This window comes from Bacillus sp. 5B6 (genome assembly GCF_000259405.1).
Lineage (GTDB): Bacteria > Bacillota > Bacilli > Bacillales > Bacillaceae > Bacillus > Bacillus velezensis.
This window is the reverse complement of the sequence record NZ_AJST01000001.1, coordinates 265,440-283,797: the sequence shown is the minus strand read 5'-3', so window position 1 is coordinate 283,797 and position 18,358 is coordinate 265,440. Positions and strand designations below refer to the sequence as shown.

General features: G+C 48.4%; 15 protein-coding genes and 1 riboswitch. Of the genes, 1 reads left to right on the top strand and 14 read right to left on the bottom strand.

Annotation, left to right across the window (positions count from 1 at the left end; genetic code table 11):
• Positions 1–26 precede the first annotated feature (26 nt).
• The 8 genes from MY7_RS01265 to MY7_RS01230 form a co-directional block, all read right to left on the bottom strand.
• Positions 27–1,847: an APC family permease gene (locus MY7_RS01265; RefSeq protein WP_007410187.1), complete on the bottom strand. Its 1,821-nt coding sequence runs from the start codon at positions 1,845–1,847 to the stop codon at positions 27–29.
• A 156-nt stretch (positions 1,848–2,003) separates the two neighbouring features.
• Positions 2,004–2,149, bottom strand: a riboswitch (cyclic di-AMP (ydaO/yuaA leader).
• A 134-nt stretch (positions 2,150–2,283) separates the two neighbouring features.
• The gene (locus MY7_RS01260) at positions 2,284–4,389 is read right to left on the bottom strand and encodes a cellulose biosynthesis cyclic di-GMP-binding regulatory protein BcsB (RefSeq protein ID WP_029326218.1); all 2,106 of its coding nucleotides are present in this window, start codon (positions 4,387–4,389) and stop codon (positions 2,284–2,286) included.
• Between the two features lie 5 nt (positions 4,390–4,394).
• Entirely contained in the window at positions 4,395–5,657 is a 1,263-nt protein-coding gene (locus tag MY7_RS01255) for a glycosyltransferase family 2 protein (protein ID WP_007609487.1), read from the bottom strand.
• Positions 5,650–7,377, bottom strand: coding sequence for a DUF2334 domain-containing protein (locus tag MY7_RS01250; RefSeq protein ID WP_007609486.1), 1,728 nt, complete (start codon positions 7,375–7,377; stop codon positions 5,650–5,652). The genes MY7_RS01255 and MY7_RS01250 overlap by 8 nt, the downstream gene beginning before the upstream one ends.
• Positions 7,367–8,215, bottom strand: a complete 849-nt coding sequence (locus MY7_RS01245) for a diguanylate cyclase domain-containing protein (protein ID WP_007609485.1) — start codon at positions 8,213–8,215, stop codon at positions 7,367–7,369. Before MY7_RS01245 ends, MY7_RS01250 begins: the two co-directional genes overlap by 11 nt.
• A complete protein-coding gene (locus tag MY7_RS01240; RefSeq protein ID WP_007609484.1) occupies positions 8,196–9,281 on the bottom strand; it encodes a hypothetical protein in 1,086 nt (361 codons plus the stop codon). The genes MY7_RS01245 and MY7_RS01240 overlap by 20 nt, the downstream gene beginning before the upstream one ends.
• 233 nt (positions 9,282–9,514) lie before the next feature.
• Positions 9,515–11,701: a DNA topoisomerase III gene (locus tag MY7_RS01235; RefSeq protein WP_029326219.1), complete on the bottom strand. Its 2,187-nt coding sequence runs from the start codon at positions 11,699–11,701 to the stop codon at positions 9,515–9,517.
• A 63-nt stretch (positions 11,702–11,764) separates the two neighbouring features.
• Entirely contained in the window at positions 11,765–12,199 is a 435-nt protein-coding gene (locus MY7_RS01230) for an Lrp/AsnC family transcriptional regulator (RefSeq protein WP_003156263.1), read from the bottom strand.
• Positions 12,200–12,374: 175 nt separating this feature from the next.
• On the opposite strand from MY7_RS01230, the gene MY7_RS01225 reads away from it, so the two are divergent.
• Positions 12,375–12,665, top strand: coding sequence for a DUF3817 domain-containing protein (locus MY7_RS01225; protein ID WP_003156265.1), 291 nt, complete (start codon positions 12,375–12,377; stop codon positions 12,663–12,665).
• 37 nt (positions 12,666–12,702) lie between these two features.
• Here MY7_RS01225 and MY7_RS01220 read toward each other — a convergent pair whose 3' ends face one another.
• The 6 genes from MY7_RS01220 to MY7_RS01195 all read right to left on the bottom strand — a co-directional run bounded on the left by MY7_RS01220 (position 12,703) and on the right by MY7_RS01195 (position 18,199).
• Positions 12,703–13,512 carry a lipid II flippase Amj family protein gene (locus MY7_RS01220; protein WP_007609475.1) on the bottom strand — a complete coding sequence of 270 codons (810 nt, stop codon included), beginning with the start codon at positions 13,510–13,512 and terminating at the stop codon, positions 12,703–12,705.
• Positions 13,513–14,009: 497 nt separating this feature from the next.
• Positions 14,010–14,432, bottom strand: coding sequence for a pyridoxamine 5'-phosphate oxidase family protein (locus MY7_RS01215; protein ID WP_007609474.1), 423 nt, complete (start codon positions 14,430–14,432; stop codon positions 14,010–14,012).
• A 6-nt stretch (positions 14,433–14,438) separates the two neighbouring features.
• Complete coding sequence (locus tag MY7_RS01210) at positions 14,439–15,062, bottom strand: GNAT family N-acetyltransferase (protein ID WP_007609469.1); 624 nt, start codon at positions 15,060–15,062, stop codon at positions 14,439–14,441.
• Between the two features lie 87 nt (positions 15,063–15,149).
• A complete protein-coding gene (locus MY7_RS01205; protein ID WP_007609468.1) occupies positions 15,150–15,653 on the bottom strand; it encodes a D-lyxose/D-mannose family sugar isomerase in 504 nt (167 codons plus the stop codon).
• A 12-nt stretch (positions 15,654–15,665) separates the two neighbouring features.
• Entirely contained in the window at positions 15,666–16,526 is an 861-nt protein-coding gene (locus MY7_RS01200) for an SDR family oxidoreductase (protein WP_023356711.1), read from the bottom strand.
• Positions 16,527–16,684: 158 nt separating this feature from the next.
• Positions 16,685–18,199, bottom strand: a complete 1,515-nt coding sequence (locus tag MY7_RS01195) for a class I adenylate-forming enzyme family protein (RefSeq protein WP_033897484.1) — start codon at positions 18,197–18,199, stop codon at positions 16,685–16,687.
• Between the last annotated feature and the right edge of the window lie 159 nt (positions 18,200–18,358).

Genomic DNA, 18,358 nt, shown 5'->3' with positions numbered 1-18,358 from the left:
GGCATTTCAGCCTGCGGTCTTTGCCGTTACTTTTTAAAATGGTACGGCAGGGTGGCGACGATTATGTCCTTCTTCCAAAACAGCCGGACGCGGAGCAAGAAGGCTGATTGGTTGTGAAGGATGGTCTGCCAGCGTTTTTTCGTAATAAATTGCGGAAACAGCACCATCACGGAGAACTGTTCTTTTTTCGCTTTCTGTTCGACCGTTTCCAAAAACTTATCAAACGGGTGAACCAGACTGCGGTATGAGGAATGCAGGGTGACGAGGCGGACGCCGTTATGAAGTTCTTCCCAGCGCTTTTCCACCTTTTTTTCGTTTTCTCTGTCAAAGGAAACATGAACCGCAATAACCTGATCCGATAATGATTTCGCATACTGAATCGATTTTTGGACGACGGTGGTGACACCGGCGACAGGCACGATGACGACGGTTCCCCTGATTTCCTCAGGCTGCTGATCAACGACCCGCAGCTGTTCGCCGACCGCGGTGTAGTGATTTTTAATGACGAAAAACAGCATGACGACAGCAGGCATGAATAACAGCACCGGCCAGACAAGATTGAACTTCGTCGCGAATAAAATACACAGCACCATAAATGAAATGGCGGCGCCGCATGAATTGATCAGCATTTTTACCGCCCAGCCCTTCGGCTTCTGCCTGATCCACTTGATGCACATTCCCGTCTGCGACAGCGTAAACGGAATGAACACGCCGACGGCATAAAGCGGAATTAAATGTTCCGTGCGGCCGCCGAATAAAAGAATGAGCAAGATGGACGCGATACCGAGAAAGATGATTCCGTTTGAAAATCCTAATCGGTCGCCCCGTACCGTAAACATTCTCGGCATATACTGATCGCGCGCTAAATTAAACGCCAGCTGCGGAAAAGCGGAAAAGCCCGTATTCGCCGCAAGCACGAGAATCAAAGATGTAACGCCTTGAATGAAATAATACACCGTATGGCGGCCGAAAGTTTCCGCGGCGATTTGTGAAATAACGGTCTCGTTAGGCTTCGGTCCCGTGCCGTAGCCGTACGCCAGCACCGTAATCCCCGTAAATAAGATCGCCAGCAGAATCCCCATCATGGCCAGAGTGCGGGCCGCGTTTTTCGCCGGAGGATTTTTAAAGGCAGGGATCGCGTTTGAAATGGCTTCAACACCGGTCAGTGCCGAACAGCCGGATGAAAAGGCCTTCAGCAGCAAAAACAGCGTGATGCCCGCCACGGGTGTGCCGATCGGCGTGTGTTCGGCCGGATGAACCTGGCCCGTCATGAGCTTAAACAGTCCGACGACGATCAAAAGGACAAGCGCCGCCACAAACAGATAGACGGGATACGCCAAAATGGACGCCGACTCTGACAGTCCTCTCAAATTTAAAATCATAATCAGAATCACAAGCAAAACAGCAATGAGCAAATGATGCGGGTGCAAAGCCGGAAATGCAGATGTAATGGCGTCAGTTCCGGCAGAAATGCTTACCGCCACCGTCAGAATATAATCAACAAGCAATGAGCCGCCCGCAATCAGGCCCGGCTTCTCACCAAGGTTTTCTTTTGAAACCATATAAGCGCCTCCGCCTTGCGGATAAGCGTAAATAATCTGTCTGTAGGACAGAATCAAAGCAAGCAGCAAAATGAGAACGCCGGCTGCGATCGGAATGGAATACCAAAACGCGGCCGCGCTTACCGCAGCCAAAATGATCAGAATCTGTTCCGTTCCGTAAGCAACTGATGACAGCGCGTCTGAAGAAAGCATGGCGAGCGCCTTGAGTTTCGTGAGTTTCTGCTCTCCGGCCGCCTGTGATTTCAGCGGTTTCCCAATCAAAAATCTTTTGATTGAATGGTACATTTGTTGTCTTCCCCTTTTTTTCATTTTCCGTTTGATTTACAAACTCTTACTGCTATGATGTCTCCGAATGCTGATTGCATGCCTTATTTCAGCACAGCAAAAAGACACAGAGGCAAACGGATGCCCCTGCGCCATAATCGTGCACAGGTTTCATTCATCTCCTCTCATGAACGCTTACGAGGTTAGCTGTCGGATTCGGGCTTATGAGAGTTGGCCCTACCTGGAAAGGATTCACCCCAAGCGGCATGACGCGCCGCAAATTGGTTCCCCCGCTCTGATTACAGATTAAGCGATATAGATTATAAAAGAGATCATACTCCCGTCCCGTTCAGTTGTAAAGGGGCTTTTATGCTGTTTCAAAAATAAAAAAATCACCGCCAAAAATGGAAATAAAAATACAAAAAAAGAGGCCTGTTAACGGCCTCTTTTTCCTTCATTACTCTTCGCTTTTTTCATGATCCGTTTTTCTTTTTTTCCTTCTTGCCGTCAGCCAGATCAGACCGGCCGCAATGATCATAAGCGCCGCGAAAACAGCGATATACGTGACGTTCAGTGCTGCGGAACGGCTTTTCGTATCAGCCGATGGACTGCTGTTATCTGACTTGATTTGCTGATGGTTCGAAAACAGCTGCTTGCCTGTCGTTTCGTTGACGACGGTTGCCGCATCGCTTGTGCTGTCTAAAAAGCTGATCAGCTCTTTTGTGACAGCCGCGCCGCTTCCTGATAACGGAGCAAAAACAGCAATACTGCTATCTGAGTCCCAAGGTGATTTCTGGGTAAACGCGACTTGTTTCGTTGTCTCATTCAGCATCTGAAACGAAGAAACATCGTAAGCTCCGCTGCGGTCTGATGGCACGAGAAGCTTAGAGGCGTTTGATTTCAAAAGCGGAATTTGCGGCAGGCCTCCGATAAACACAACATTCCGGCCTTTGGCATCCGCTTCCTTCATGTCTGATGCCGTCTTTACGGTAAAGCCGTTTCCGAATGAATCCGCCACCAGAGAAAGTTCTTTCAGTGTCTGCATGTTTACGTCATCCGGGATGACGATCACTGTTTTCTCTTTCCCGCCGCCCGCAAACGGGAGCGGCCATTGCCCGAAGTCCGCTTTCTGCGCCGCATCGCTTACCGGATACGTCAGCGTGCTGCTTTTATCAATATAGACCCATTTGTTTTCGTCACGGTCGATACACGGATTGTTATGTTTCAAACCTGATGTGACAAATTGCAGATCAATGTACCTGCTGCTTCGCAAAAGCTTCGGATCAATCGGGATTGAGACGTGGTAAAAGCCGTCTTTATCTTGATTGCCGAGATCATCAAGACGCACCGCATTCGGCTGTCCGTTGACCATGACGTTCAGCTCCGCTCTCTCAGCGTCATCATCTGAATCCGCCTTCTTCCGGACTGATTCCGACGTCTTTAATGTAAGTGAAAGCTTGACCTTACCGTTTTTATCAACAGCGGCCGCCGCAGGGTAAAAGAAGTGCTCTGACGCCGTTTTGTTTGACCCGACCGTTACATTTCCCGCGCCGAAGTCCTCTAGTGTCAGTTTATTGCCTGTCTTTTCCGCAACGGGCTGAAGGCGGCCGATTGTCAAAGTATCTCCGCCCAGCTGGCCTGAATAAGCGCTGTCTGTAATGACGCGTATTTTATCCGCCAGCGTTTTGTCTGATTGCGCCGTGACAAACAGGACGGGCTGCCGTTTGTCCCCTGATGTCAGAACCCGTTCAGCGAGAAGAAGTTTGTTGTCTTCCGCTTTGATGTTCCCCCGTTCGAAAAGCTCTTTTATTTTCCCGTTCCAATGCTGATCAGCGCCGATGACAATTGACGGATTGCTGATTTTGCCGGCGTCGGATTCTTTTACATAGGAAACCTTCAGCCTGCTGTCTGCCGTTTTCAGAAATGCTTCTGTTTTGACTGCGGCTTCAGCTTCCGCCGAGGTCGGTTTGTCAGGAAGGATAATATCGGTTTCTTCACCCGTATTGCCTGATTGGGCAAACGGATACGGGAAATGGCCGAGATCTGCTCCCTTTGACTTGCTTGCTTCTGAAAGCACAAGGCGGCTGTCCGGATAAATTTTTATCCAGTTGCCTGACGTATCCTGCCTGACGCAGACGCCCTCTTTTAACACGCCGTAAAATCGTAATGATACATTGTGATAGCCTTGGGCGGATTGGCTTTTGCTGAGATTGAGCTTCACCGTTTTCCGCTTGGAACTGCCGTCAAGCTTTATGGATTTGACGGGTTCATCATCAATGGCGATGGTTAAAGAAGACGGGGCAATTAATAAGTTTGACGCCTCGTAATCAATCAGAAGCGACTGATCGGCATTCGAAGCTCCCGCAGGAATCTGATAGGTCAGCTCTGCGCTGTCTTTCGCCCCGTACAGTGTCATCAGATCGCTGGTCAGCGCCTGCTGCTCTTTTGCGCCGGCGCTTGTTCCGAGGGCGGAACCGTCCGTTTTCAGTTCCCGGGCCGCGGCCGCCTGCCCGTTATACATCAATAGCAAAAGGCCAGTTATCAATATGATCGCTTTTTTCAAAAAGGTCACCCGCTTTTATTTTGATTGTATCGCTCCGTTTTGTACCACTTGACTTCCTGCTTGAACAAGCGGTGCTTAATCTCTGTGAATAATGACCAGATGACGAGCACGATCCAAGCCTGGGAGTAAGTAAAGTACATCAGAAATACGATAAAGAAGTTTTGTTTGTTCATTTCTGTTTTTTCAATGCTTAAAGTAATCATGACCTCAGTCATAAACAGGAAAAAGGCCAGTATCCACAAAATCATCGCCAAAAACCCGACTGCCAGATGCAGGTCGTAAAAAAGATTGATGATAAAAATCGTGTTTGACATGATCACACCGAAGAAAAACAAAAAATACGTAAAAAAGAAATAAAATAGATCGAAGATGATCCGCTTGCGTCTCAGCTTAAAAAATTGGGATAAAAACTTGAGAACAACGTATTGGTTGCCGCGCGCCCATCTTGTCCGCTGACGCCACCAGACCTTCCATGTCTCAGGCTCCTGCTCCCATGTCACAGCCGCCGGGAAAAAGCGGATATGGTAGCCGAGATTATATACGCGGATGGTCAGCTCGGTATCCTCCGCCAGCGCCTTATCATCCCAGCCGCCGAGCTGTTCGATAATGCTCCGCCTGATCGCGAAGTTCGTCCCTGGGATGGTGGCGATTTTGAACCATTTCCATCTGCCGCCCTGCGCCATCCACTGAAAGCAGATGGTTTCAATATTGATAAACTTCGTCAGGATCGTTTTGGCCGCATTGATGACACGGAATTTCCCGACAACCGCTCCCGCTTTCTCATCATTCATCAGACCGAGAACCAGGTAGTACACCGCCATTTTTTCCGGCGTATTGTCTGCATCATACACGCAGATCACGTCTCCGTTCGATTCCGCGAACCCTGAGTTCAGCGCCGAAGATTTTCCTTTTCCGGCGTTCGGGGGCTTTGTGATGACCATTTTAATGAAGTCATACTGACGGGAAAATTCATTGACGATGTCTCCCGTCCGGTCGGAGGAATTATCGTTAACGACGATGATCTCAAGCCTGTCTTTCGGATAATACAGGTTCACCATCGCCTTCAGCGTCTGCCTGATGACGACCTCCTCGTTATGCGCGGGGATGAGCACAATGACCTTCGGGAGCTCCCCCATCTTTGCGCGCCATTTCGGAATGTTCCGTTCGAAGGTCATATAATGCCTGAATCCGCCCTGCATCAGAAACATGTGATAGAGAAGCATCACCCATATTAAACTTAATGAGATAAAAAACAGAATGTTACTCAAGGGTTCTTCTCTCCTTAAAGATTCGTTTTTTTAATGTGGCGCGCAAATAAAGAACGTAGCAGGCGAACATGATGATAAACAATAACACCACGCCGGAGAGAATCCAAAGCGCTTTTTCCAGAGGCGTCTGCTGATGGTGATTGAAAAAGGCCGTTATCGGATGAATCTTGTTTTCCACATGAATGGTTCCGTCTCCGTCCGTTTTGATCCTGACGCTGTCCGACGTTACCGTTTGCTTCGTTTTCTTCAGGTCGAGCCACTCGCCGCCGGGAATCCGCTCCATCTGATTGACGAGCTCGGGGAGGTATTTCATGCCGAGATACGGATGGTAGAAACCGCCCGCCGTTCCGCCGCCGAAATCAATCATCTGCGAAATATGATTCTCCATATCTCCGAGCGGATTTTCCTTTGAGTTATCGGCATAACCGATTGTTTCAGGGTACAGCGTCATCCCGTCCAGCATAGCCGGCTTTGAGACGAACGGAGGGACGCCCGAGGTTTTCCACGTCGTGCCGCTGAGCTGCACTTGTCCGAAAATGCTGGAGAAATAAGAAGATGCGATTTTGTAGCCTTCTTCAGACATCGTATAGTGCGGCGCTTCGAATGACAGCGGGTAAAGGCCGAGCTCTGTCAGATCGTCAATCGCCTGCTCCAGCTTCGTTCTCGTGTAGATGTTTTCTTTTTCACGGAAAGGCTTCACATACGCCCGGTACGCTTTTTCATTCGGAAAATCCTGTTCCTTTTCAAGCTTGACCGGAGTATCATCCGCATTTTCTGACGTAATCGGCTGATCCGCTTTGGCATCCCAAAATTCAAAGCCTTCTCCCGTTTCGCTGTATCGGTATGCGTGCGTGTAGCCATGAATAATGATACTGCCGCCCATTTGCTGAAGTTTTTTCAGGACGCTGACCATTTTCGGCTTGTCCGCCAGGTATACTTTTTCTCCGTTTTCCGGATTGAGATAGACCGGAATGACCGCCAGAATAAACGGAATGTGTCTTTTATGCAGGTAAGCGCCCGCTTCGTAAAGTAATGTCTCATCTGACATCGGACTGATGTCTTCAAGCCGTAAATAAAGGAGGGTGCCGCCCGCTGATTCTCCGAATGCGTTGCGCAGCGCTTTCGCCGTCAGAAACGAATCATTTAACAGGCTCGTCACACCGAAATAATAGTCAGAGCGCGCCGTTTTCCACATAAAAGGGCGGGTGTTGCCGTCACCGGACCGGTATGTATAAAGGGGCTCCCCTTTTACTCCCGATACGCCGAGCACGGACATCCCTTTTTCAAGCGGCATGTCTGTTTTTTCTTTCTTGCCGTAAATGCGGTATACCGTTTCTTTTTCTGTCAGGGACAAACCCGCAAATTGGCGGAACTGCCCAGCGTTATAGCCGATGCTGATAAGCTGCTGCGGCATACTGCTGATCAGAGACACAAATGATGCGCTGAGCTTTTTTTTCGTGACGCCGTAATAGATGACGCGCCGATTCTTTTTGAGATCGGCTGCTGTGATGTCTCCGTCGCTTTTCACGGTGACGGCGGATGAGAAATGGCCCGCGGTCAGATCAAGCATTTTGACCTCAGCGGTTTCTTTGCCGTCCGTGCTTGTATAAATAATGAGAATGCCGTCCTTTTTGTCTTTTGCTTCCGCCGTGAGGGGAACATAAACCGCCGAAATCATGAAGAGCGCCGAGAGTAAGAGACGTATCCATTTAGAGTTCATTCATCATCATCTCGTTTTCCAGTTCATTTAAAAATTGCTCGGCCGTTTGTAAATCCTTTCGGTACGCCAAGTAACATACACGGAAGGTGATGGAGACGTATTTACCGTTTTGCAGCCGGTACGTATCCAATTCCTTTTTCAGCTTCGCCAGAACGGCCGGCATGTTTTCTTCAGGCGTATGGGTCAGCACGATGCCGAACCGTTCGGCGGACGGCCTGAATTTTTTGTCTGTTTCCCGAACGCTTGACCGGATTTGGCGGCTGGTAAATGCCAGCAGGCGGTCGGTCTCTTTTTCTCCGTAGAGGGATTTGAATTCCTTGAAATAATGCATGTGCAGCAGCAAAAAGACGAAGGAATTGCCGTAGCGTTCCGCCCGCTTGATTTCCTCAGAAAGCTCCAGCTTCATCCGCAGATGGTTGTCAAAGCCGGTCACCCTGTCGACGGCGACAAAGCTCGTAATCTCTTCACGCAGCTGTTTCACTGAGCGCTCAAGCCCCTTCGCCAACTCGTGAATCCTTCCCGCTATGTAAGAAAAGAGCAGCAGCGCAATCCCCCAAATGACCAGCACCTGCAGACTTTCGGCACCGGCAGACGCCATAAAGCTCCCGGTCTGAAACCACAGGAGCAGGCTGCCGAGAACAAATAAGACGAGTAAGGTGATGACGAGCGCATAGATTGCCCCGAACCAAATGCCGGCTCCCGTAACAAGCAATGTGATGCAGGTTATCAGAAGCCCTGCGGATTGCTGAGACGCATAGTAAATAAAAAAAGATAGCAGCACCAGCATAACTGCTGTGTAGCTGCACAGTTTTTGTGATTCATTGAATGATATTTTCATTAAACAATTTCCTTTCAGCCAGAAGCGGCAGCAGGTTATCGAAAGAATGTGTATCGCCCCCGCTCATATAGCCGCCGTAATCAGGTTTCAGCGTGTCCAGTGTTTCAAATGAAGTCATTCTTTCATAAAGCGGCTTGATGACAGCCGGATCAGCTTTTTGTTCTGCTAAAAAAAGAACGGCCAGGGCGTAAACGGATGGTGATTCGTATTGAACCGCCGGCTCCTTCGTGTCTGCGCTGTATCGTCCGTACAGCTGTCCGCGCGACTTAAATTCCTTTATAATCCATTTCGACAGCACAGCGGCTTTGCCATCGCCCCGCTTCAGATTCACGGCGGCGTACAGCTGGTCGATGACATTCACTTCGCTGTCATATTTGTATTCCTTAGTTTCGGTATTGAACGATTTCGGCAGAAAACCATTTTTCAGGGGCGCAAGATTGAGAACATCAAGGTTCCGGTTTTCCGTTTTCTCATCGATAATCCCCTTTTCTCTGAGCATCTGTAAGGCGCCGGGGTCGACATAGGACAACGTCACGGTCTTTGACGCGGCATTTGAAGCGGCATCATAATAATCCGTAAAATACCCGTCATTCGTATTGTATTTTTCCAGCGCCTCCCCGATCTGCACCGCTGTTTTCCCGTATTCACTGTTTCCCCACAGGGTTCCGGCCTCATTCAGACAGTTCATGATTCTGAAATCATCAATTAAGGCATTGGTGCCGCTCGCTTTATTCCCGTCAATCTTCCACGACACGAGCCCGTTTTTCGTCAGAAACGAATCGGTGAGAAGCTGATATTGCGCTTGAAACTGCCGTTCATCTTTCCTGTTCAGCAAAAATGCCATCCATAGTCCGAGAGACTCAGATAAATATTCCGGCTCACCGGATATGTTCGTCCGGATCATCCCCCGCCCGTTCATCAATTTATGATAAATAAAATGCTCTGCGGGCTGAAGCGGTCCGGACGGTTCGGCCGCCGCCTGTTTTTCAGTGCCGGCCTCCGCGCACCCCGCCGTCAGAACGATCGAAATCAAAAGGATCATCAGACGAAAAACGAATTGCTTCACAGTCCATCCTCCTATTTTACAAATCCTTTTTTAGACCTATATCTTATTTTTTCACAAAGTATTTTTACTATATAGGAAACGATAAAAGAATACTAGCATTTTTTCACATTGGGAAATTTTAAATGGGAGCGCCGCCTGCTCACCTTTTCCCTCTTCGTCTGGATCGTATTCCCATTACAGTTAAAAACACAACAAAAGGCAGCATTTCTTTACAAATGCTGCCTTTCTCTGATCTATTTATCCAGGCCGAGTTTTTTCAGCTGTTCTGCCAGCGCGTTGTTCATCGGCTCCTCTTTGTTTTGGCTTTTCATATAAGAGTTGATGTCCCGCTTGGATGCGCGTCCGGATTTATCTTTCGCCTTGCGCTTTTCAAAGACGGACAGTTTCTCCCGGTGGCCGCATACACATGCGAAGGTTTGGCCTTCACCCTGGCCGCGAAGCTCCATTTTCTTATGACAGTTCGGGCAGCGGGCGTTTGTTTTTCTTGCCAGCGTTTTCCGGCTGCCGCATTCCCGATCCTGGCACACGAGCATCGTGCCGCGTTTGCCGTTGACTTTAAGCATCATTTTGCCGCAATCAGGGCAGGCGGTGCCTGAAATGTTGTCATGTCTGAAAGTCTGGCTGCTGTTTTTGATTTCCTTCACCGTTTTGCCCGCATATGTTTTCATGTCTTTAATGAACACGGCGGATTTCAGTTTGCCCGCTGCGATGGCGGAGAGCTTTTGCTCCCACTCAGCGGTTAAGGCCGGCGATTTTAAATCTTCCGGGACGAGCTGTAAGAGCTGCTTCCCTTTTGACGTGATGAAAATATCTTTTTCTTTTTTCTCGATTAAGAAACTATTGAACAGTTTTTCAATGATATCAGCGCGGGTGGCGACTGTTCCGAGTCCGCCGGTTTCACCCAATGTTTTCACAAGGTTCTTCTCTTCTCCCTGCATAAAGGCACTTGGGTTCTCCATTGCGGATAACAGCGTGCCTTCATTAAAGCGCGCCGGCGGTTTCGTCTGTCCGCTCGTTTCTTTCAATGATGAGACAGTGAGGCGCTGACCCTGCTGAAGATCCGGGAGCGTCTGGTCTTTGTCCTCCTCGTGATCGTCGTCATCCTCGTACATATCATACACGGCTTTCCAGCCAGGCGATTGAACCGTTTTCCCTTTTGCGGTAAATGTTTCGCCGCCGATATCGGCTGTGACCTTTGTTTCTTCGTATTCGAACGCCGGCATTAACACGGCGAGAAAACGTTTGGCGATCAGATCGTAAAGCTTTCGTTCTTTGTCGCTGAGGCTTGAAAGGATCAGCGGCTCCTCTGTCGGAATAATGGCATGGTGATCCGATACTTTCGCATCATTGACGAATCCTTTATGCGCTTTGACGCCCCGCTTCAGTATTTGATTGACGTATTGCGCGTACGGCTTAACTTCCATGCCGTTTAAACGGTCTTTTAAAGTCGGCACGATGTCTGCGGAAAGGAATCTGGAATCTGTCCGCGGGTAAGTGACAAGCTTATGCTGTTCATACAGCTTTTGTAGCACGGACAGCGTCTCTTTTGCGGAGAAACCGAAGCGCTTATGAGCGTCCCGCTGCAATTCCGTCAAGTCGTAAAGACCGGGTGCGAAGCTTTTCTTCGCCGTTTTTTTCAATTCTGAAATGACTGCCGGCTTTCCTTGCAAGTCTTTTGCCAAACGGCCGGTCACCGTCTGATCGAATGTTCTAGTCTGCTTTGTTTTTTTATCCTGCCATGTCAGCGTCATCTGATCAGCCGCCGCGCGGAGACCGTAATAAGGAACGGGTTTGAACGCCTGAATGTCCGCTTCACGCTTGGCGATCATCGCCAGTGTCGGAGTCTGGACGCGTCCGCATGACAGCTGCGCGTTAAATTTTGTCGTCAGCGCGCGGGTCGCGTTGATGCCGACGATCCAATCCGCTTCCGCTCTGGCAACCGCGGAATGATACAGGTTTTCGTACTCTTTGCCGTTGCGGAGCTTTTGAAATCCTTCTTTAATCGCCTTATCCGTCACAGAGGAAATCCACAGCCGCTTAATCGGTTTGCGGACGTTTGCCTTTTCGATAATCCAGCGGGCCACTAGTTCCCCTTCCCGTCCTGCGTCTGTAGCGATTACGATCTGGCTGACGTCTTTTCGGACAAGCTGAGCTTTGACCGCATTGAACTGTTTTCCTGTTTTTTTAATGACGACGAGCTTCAAAGGCTCCGGAATAATCGGCAGATCCTCAAGCCGCCATGATTGAAATTCTTTGCCGTATCCTTCAGGGTCAGCGAGCGTTACCAGATGCCCGAGCGCCCATGTGACGATGTAGCGGTCGCCTTCAAGATATCCGTTTCCTTTTTTATGACACTTCAGCACGCGGGCCAAGTCCCGGCCGACTGAAGGTTTTTCAGCTAATACAACTGTTTTTGACATGCTTTTCACTTCTCTTTCTTTCACACTCATCCTGTTATTATAACAGACTTCCTCACGCTCTCTCTAATCGAGGACGTTTTTTGTGTCAATTTCTGAGAAAATGACGTGGGTCACGGTTTGGGCATACGGAGAGGTGCGGTTAATGAAGTGTTCGATCGTTTCCAGGCTGTCCGCGTTAATCTTCAGCATATAACACGCCGCCCCGGCGACCCGAAAACAAAATTCAATGTTGGGAATGGATTGAATGTAGGTTTTGAATTGATCGTATTTTCCGTTTTTCACCGTCGCTTCGACAATGCAGGAGACGGGAAGCCCGATCTTTTTTTGATCAATGTCCAATGTATAGCGCTTAATGACGCCGAAGGATTCAAGCTGTCTGACACGCTCTGTGACGGACGGGGCTGACAATTTGATTTTTCTGCCCAGCTCCCGCATGGAAAGGCGGCTGTCCCGCTGCAGCTCTTTAATGATGCTCAGATCAACATTATCTAGTTTCATGACTGTAGTCCTTCCTTACCCTTTTGGCTATATTATCAAGAGAAATCCGAAAAATGACAAGAACAACAGGCTGAATTAATAAAGGTTTTTTAGGAACTGACGCGAAATGGTCATATTAGGACTGCCCTTTGCTTATAGTATAGAGGAAAAAAGATGTCCGACAGGAGGGAGCTGTATGTTACACACGCCGATCGGCAGACTTCGCACGATGGGGTTTATTGAAGGAATGTCGCTTTTGGTGCTGCTGTTTATCGCGATGCCGCTGAAGTATTGGGCTCATCATCCGCTCGCCGTCACCATTGCCGGTTCCATTCACGGCGGTTTGTTTATCATTTATCTGGCGGTGCTGGCGTATGCGGCGTTTACTGTCAAATGGCATGTGAAATGGTCAGCCGCCGGTTTTATCGCGGCCTTTATTCCGTTCGGTAATTTTATTTATGATCGCGGCCTGAGAAATTATCAATAAAAAAGCTCCTCTTCTGCAGAGGAGCTTTTTTCATGCGTTACATCCATTTCGTCACCCAGGCGATATAATAAGCGCCGGGGATGAATACGAGCTGGGCGAGAAGCGTACCAGCGACCCGTGATGTGACCATCGTCAATGATGTCCATTTTAAGGAGACGTAGCTGCGCTTGCCCTTCGCCACATCGTCTGCCAGTACGGATACTTTCGGATCAACAAACACAGCCAACAGCATAGTCGCAACCCCGTTGATTAAGCCTGATGCCATCACGGCGGTCGTGCTGTGCTCAGGCGCCAGAAGGCCGGCGTACAGAGCGGACAGAACGCCGATCGTGTAAATAGACGTAATGACCATATTAATGACAAACAAGCGTTTCGGAATCATTCGGAATTGAAGCCCTTTTAAATAGGAGACTGACGGCCGTCTGATATAAGAACGCGCATGCTTCAGCCCGTTCAGTGAAAATCCTTTTTTAAATACCTGCATGACGGAGCCTCCTCCGTCCGCCAAGTGTATAATCGCCCGGGTGAATAATGCGACAAATGTCGGCAAAAGACAGATACCGAGTATCGTTCCGACCGTGGAGCCGAATATTAAAAATCGAAACTGGGCGCCCACAAGAGACAGGGCGTTTGATCCGGCGGCATCAATCAGATGTCCGGTAAACGGCTGCTGAACCATGTTTGACATGCGCGACACGATGACCATGACATTAAATAATGACAGCGCTGACGCGATAAATCCGACTCTCGCGCCGGAAAGCCGTGTTGCATAGGCAAGCGTTTCAATCGAATGTATCAGCAGCAGAAAACAGAAGATAAACAGTACTTGTGAAGTAATAACGTGCAATGTATGATTCCTCCAAATCTTTTCTACTGATTAGACTCTGCAGACTGCGGCGAGGTTTCGGCCGGTTACATAAAAAAACCGCCCGGATGCCCGGTGCGGTTTTGTCTTATTCTTTTCTTACGCAAATAAATAATATATGGTTGCCCGCCTTAGCCCGCGGGTGATTCGTATAAACAGTTCCGACAGAATCATTCTTCGAAAGTAAACACCATGGAAGTTCTTGAACACAAGACAACGAAAGCCCTACCTCTCAATCGTCACTGCGGCTCCGAAGCCGCGCCGGTGTGAATTGTAAAACAAAAAGTCTTTTTTCCATCTCTTCGTTAGGGGCGAATGTCAGAAGGAAAAGAATAAGCTCAGCTTTTTTTCAAGCTGTCCGTTGAAGCCTGAAGCTTCTATATCAAAACAGAAAAAAGAAGTTTACTTTCTTTTTTATTTGCATGTTGTCACTTAACAATTAATTATAACAGATTGCCCCTGAATAATCAAATGATTTATTAAAGTTCCAGCTCGGCCGGCGTTTTTTCACCCGCGTTCATGAGCTTGATCTGCTTCGGTTCAATTTCAAGAATCACCAGGTTCGGATCGTCTTTTCCGTCAAACCAGCGTTCCAGTTTCGGATCCCACAGCTTTTCTTTTAAATTGGCTGAGTTGTTCAGTTTGGCGGTTCCGGCCACTTCCACATAAGCGTCACCGAATCCTTCGCAGTCATACCCTAACAGAATATGAACATTCGGATTGTTTTCAATTTCTTCCGCTTTATGAGTGTCTTTGCTTGTCGGCGTGTAAATCGTTAAGCCGTCATGGAAAAATGTCATGTAGCGTGAATGCGGTTTGCCTTGCTCTACCGTCGCAAGCGAACCGACTTTATGATGATCCAGTACTTCAAGCACTTTTTCTTTGATTTCATTTTGATTCATGAAGAATCACTCCTTTTTAACGTCTCCGCTGTTACTTTTCCACATTGGGGAGACATTTAAACCAAGAAATGTGCTCTTCTGCCGATCTTCGCTCCATTCCCGCTTCAGCATGCTGTAGTTCACCGTGTCATGATAGGCGCCCTGTACGAAAATGCCTTCTCTCGTCAGTCCTTCTTTCTGAAATCCGAGCCGTTCCGCCACCGCCCTGCTTTTCGTGTTTTTTTCAGCCGCGCTGATCATGATGCGGTTCAGGCCGAGATCCTGAAATGCATGGGTGATGACCGCCCGGCAGCTTGCGGTGATAATGCCGAATCCTTCGTGCTCTCGATCCAGCCAGTAGCCGATCTCGGCTTTTTGATTGGCTGTATCAACATTATGGATGCTGATCATGCCGCAAAACCGGCCCTTCACAAAAATTCCGGCGTCAAACCCATTCTCTTCCGCGTATTTATAGCGCCATTCGGGGATGATCACATCTCGGTACGTATCGATATCAGCCAGTTCTTCCGCCCAGCTGAGCCATTCGCTGAGATGGTTTTGATTTCGCTTCATAACAGAATACAATTCGTCCGTATCTTCTTTGGCAAGCAATCTGATCGTCAGATGTTCCCGGATTTGACAGGAAAACACGACCGCACCTTCTTTCCTTTATTAGCCATTATACAGGTAAATTCATTTTTTTCCATACAAAAAAAGATGAGGCGTGCAGCCTCATCCTTAAATGCGCGGGTCGGTGAAAACATCGTGATCATCCGTGCTTGTCGATGACATTTCCGTGACGACCGCCCCTTCTTCTCCCGCTTGAAACCAATGCTTCGTATCCGGCGGAATGGTGTATTGTCCGCCCGGCTCAAGCACAATCTCATGCCAGACGGTATAGTTTTCCTTGTCTTCTTTCGGCGGGAGGACGCTTGGGTTCTCTGTCTTTTCGCCTTCCACGTAGAGATACACCTTCCCCCAGCGGCAGCGGAATGTCTCTTGTTTTCCCTTCTCGCCGCCGACCGGCGGATGGCGGTGTTCGGGACACGTCTGGCGCGGGAAGAGCACCAATTCTTTCGAACAGTAGCGGTCGGTATTCACGTAAATAAACAGCTGAAGTCCGGTTTCCTCAAGCTTGCCTAAGCCGTAATCCATGATTTGAATGTCTTCGACTTCATCATCAGTCAGAACGATTCCCGCTTTTTGATAGTATGCATTCACGTCATGTTTCGATATCGTCATGCTTCAGCCCCCTTATGTGGTCACAAATTTGCCGCCGTTGACATGCAGCGTCTGTCCGGTCATATAAGATGATTCGTCTGAGGCCAAGAGCACATAGCAGCCGACATGTTCAACAGGCTGGCCTGCCCGGCCCATCGGCGTAGTCTGACCGAAGGAAGCGACTGTTTCTTCTGAGAATGTCGCCGGAATAAGCGGTGTCCAGATCGGTCCCGGCGCCACGGCGTTGACACGGATACCATCGTTGACGAGCGCTTGCGCCATGGATCTCGTAAAACCGTTAATCGCGCCTTTCGTAGCCGTGTAGTCAATCAGCTGCGGATTGCCTGTGTAAGGATTAATGGATGTCGTATTAATGATCGCGCTGCCTGGCTTCATGTAATCAATCGCTTTTTTAGTCAAATAAAATTGTGAGTAAAAGTTTGTTTTAAAGGTTCTGTGAAGCTGCTCGCTTGTGATGTCTTTAATGCTTTCTTTCGGATGCTGTTCCGCGGCGTTATTCACGAGAATATCAAGACGCCCGAATTCTTCAACCGTTTTTTCAACGGCTTCATTGCAAAAGTCTTCCTCACCGACATCGCCGGGGATTAACAGACATTTTACGCCTTCTTCTTCCACTCGTTTTTTTGTATCTTCCGCATCACCGTGTTCATCAAAATAGACGATCGCGACATTTGCGCCTTCCTTCGCGTAAGCAACCGCTACGGCGCGTCCGATACCGCTGTCGCCCCCTGTGATAAGTGCGGTTTTCCCTTTTAATTTATCAGCGCCTTTATATTCTTTGTATTCGTAAACAGGCGCCGGATTCATTTCGTTTTCAATGCCCGGCTGGCGATTTTGTGATTCCGCCGGGAATTCCTTCGGATAGTTTTCCATGTCAAGTTCCTCCTTCTTGTTCGATCTCATATTTCTTGTCTACCTCAGCAGTCTTCCGGATAAACATGATTGAGACAGTTCAAAACGTTTTCGGAGAAAAATGTTTCACATGGAACGCAAGAAAAAAACCCGGCTGGCAGCCGGGTTTTTATTTTCTATTATGAACGGACCGCTTGTTTGCGGAGCACGTCTTTTCTCACTTTTCCAAGGTTGTTTTTCGGAAGTTCGCTGACGAACTCAATGTCCGGAATTTTAAAGGCAGCAAGACGTTCTTGAAGGAATCGGGTCACTTCTTCTTCTGTCAGGCCTTCTCTGCCGTTTGTCACGATGAACGCTTTCGGCTTTTCGCCGTAGAGCGGATCAGGGATACCGACAACCGCCGTTTCGAGAATGCCCGGCACTTGCTGAATGACCTCTTCAATCTGGTCGGGATAAATATTGTCGCCGCCGTAGATGATGACATCTTTATAACGTCCGGTGATAAAGATAAATCCGTCTTCATCCACATAGCCGGAATCGCCGGTATGGAACCAGCCGTCTTTCAACACTTTTCGTGTCGCTTCTTCGTTACCTTCGTAGCCTTTGAATAAAAACGGACTTTTCACAACGACTTCTCCGATTGAGCCTTGCGGAAGAACTTCACCTGTTTCCGGATCTACAACGCGGACGTCCACTTCTTCCATCGGTTTACCCGCGGAAGCGGCTTTATCCATTCCCATTTGCGGATTCCAAGAGCTGATGCCCCACGCTTCCGTGCTTCCGTATCCGTGCATGAGCGGAATGCCGATGTCGAGATACTGCTGAATCAGACTGCTTGGCACCTTTGTGCCGCCCGTCATCATATAAACGATAGAAGACATGTCAGTCTGATGCGTTTCCCATGCTTTCAGCAGGTATGTGAAATAGACTGGCAGCGCCATGATGGTTTGAATTTTTTCTTTTTCGATGAGCTTCAGGTTTTCCACAGGGTCCTGATTGTCTGTCATAATGAATGTCGTTCCGCTCATCGTACCGACCATCTGGCAGATAATCGCGCTCGTATGGTAATTCGGATGGCATGCTAAGAAGCGGACATGCTGCATTCTCCCCGTGTATGCCAATGTCGCGTTTACGTAGTTGTATATGCCGCCGTGAGTGATCATGCAGCGTTTCGGATTGCCGGTTGTGCCTGAGGTAAACATCAGCAATGCCGTATCGTTTTCAGACACCGTTTCGACATCCGGTATTTCACCGGAGCCTGTCAATAAAGCGTCAAACTGAGGCGTTGTCTCCGCAGCTGTTCCGGTTACGACCTTAAGTTTAAGAGAAGATGTAAGCGCAGGAAGCACTTCTTCCATGATCTCTTTAAATTCAGTGCTGTAAAAAACAGCTTTCGGTTCACAGGCTGCTAAAATGCCTTTCATTTCGTAAGGTGTTAATTGCCAGCTGACCGGCACAACCACCGCGCCGATTTCGAGTGCCGCAAACATGACAATGGATGCCGCGTGGCCGTTTTTGCAAAGCATCGCCACTCTGTCGCCTTTTTTTATTCCTTTATCAAGAAGCGCATGTGCAAGCTGGTTGATTCGTTTTCGATATTCCGCGTAGGTCAGGGTATGCGTACCGCTTTTTACAGCTTCGATCTCTTCGCTATTTGAAATGCCATGCAGAATCAGATGCTGTAATGTCTCCATATTTTCATCTCCCATAATGATAAATCACAAAAAAACTCTGTCAGATTTTCTTTCTCACGCAACCCATTTTAAACCAAAAAATATAACTTGTAAAACTATTTTGTTTTAGAACTATTCCATCGGTGAATGATACAATAGTCCCGTGTTTTTAGTTTCTTC

Bases quoted from the DNA above. Each gene is read 5' to 3' on its own strand.
- MY7_RS01265 (WP_007410187.1), bottom strand. From the start codon at position 1,847: ATGTACCATTCAATCAAAAGATTTTTGATTGGGAAACCGCTGAAATCA.
- MY7_RS01250 (WP_007609486.1), bottom strand. From the start codon at position 7,377: ATGAACTCTAAATGGATACGTCTCTTACTCTCGGCGCTCTTCATGATT.
- MY7_RS01245 (WP_007609485.1), bottom strand. From the start codon at position 8,215: ATGAAAATATCATTCAATGAATCACAAAAACTGTGCAGCTACACAGCA.
- MY7_RS01235 (WP_029326219.1), bottom strand. From the start codon at position 11,701: ATGTCAAAAACAGTTGTATTAGCTGAAAAACCTTCAGTCGGCCGGGAC.
- MY7_RS01230 (WP_003156263.1), bottom strand. From the start codon at position 12,199: ATGAAACTAGATAATGTTGATCTGAGCATCATTAAAGAGCTGCAGCGG.
- MY7_RS01225 (WP_003156265.1), top strand. From the start codon at position 12,375: ATGTTACACACGCCGATCGGCAGACTTCGCACGATGGGGTTTATTGAA.
- MY7_RS01215 (WP_007609474.1), bottom strand. From the start codon at position 14,432: ATGAATCAAAATGAAATCAAAGAAAAAGTGCTTGAAGTACTGGATCAT.
- MY7_RS01205 (WP_007609468.1), bottom strand. From the start codon at position 15,653: ATGACGATATCGAAACATGACGTGAATGCATACTATCAAAAAGCGGGA.
- MY7_RS01200 (WP_023356711.1), bottom strand. From the start codon at position 16,526: ATGGAAAACTATCCGAAGGAATTCCCGGCGGAATCACAAAATCGCCAG.
- MY7_RS01195 (WP_033897484.1), bottom strand. From the start codon at position 18,199: ATGGAGACATTACAGCATCTGATTCTGCATGGCATTTCAAATAGCGAA.